The organism is Vibrio sp. 1249-1 (genome assembly GCF_033340495.1).
Map to the genome: position 1 here is coordinate 1 of NZ_JAWOWJ010001059.1, position 542 is coordinate 542.

At 44.1% G+C, this 542-nt stretch carries 1 protein-coding gene and 1 pseudogene; both read right to left on the reverse strand.

The window, feature by feature from the left end:
* Window positions 1-156, reverse strand: a pseudogene (locus tag R7Z50_RS30450) (alpha/beta hydrolase); the annotation flags it as partial.
* A gap of 5 nt (window positions 157-161) precedes the next feature.
* The coding region (locus R7Z50_RS30455) for a Slp family lipoprotein (RefSeq protein WP_318150144.1) at window positions 162-542 on the reverse strand (381 nt) is incomplete at its 5' end.

The window sequence follows — 542 nt, forward strand, 5'->3', positions numbered from 1 at the left end:
GTTCAATTGATGAATTTGCTCCATCAACGCTTTGAAGCTTCCGGCATTATCTAACCACCCATGAAGAAAAACGACTGACAAGTCAGCCGTTTTTTCATTACCGATTTCAAGGGCGGCCATTTCTCCCATAGAGAGAGTAAATCGGCGCTCATGCATCTGGTTTATTTCACCTGTTTGATTACTTTACCATCTTGTGGAAAATCATTACGCAGCATGCGGCAGTTGATGGAATAACATGGATAGAAATACGTAGGAGAGTCATACATTCTCACTCGTTCTTCAATCTTCCACAGGCGATACCCCTGCCCTTTTACTAATGGGAACACGTACTCATGCTCTCCGATTTTGCCTTCTTCTTCACCAGCCCCTTTGCCCACAATCGTCACCAAACGGCCTTGGCTAAATGCAACAGGTTCTAAGTAGCCATCAAAATACACGGCGAAACGACCCGTAGGCTCTTGGTCAATATCAGGTTTGCCAGATTTATTGATAGGTAGATTGACGATCTCTAGGCGTGTTTTGTCTTTGAAGTTGTCCACTTT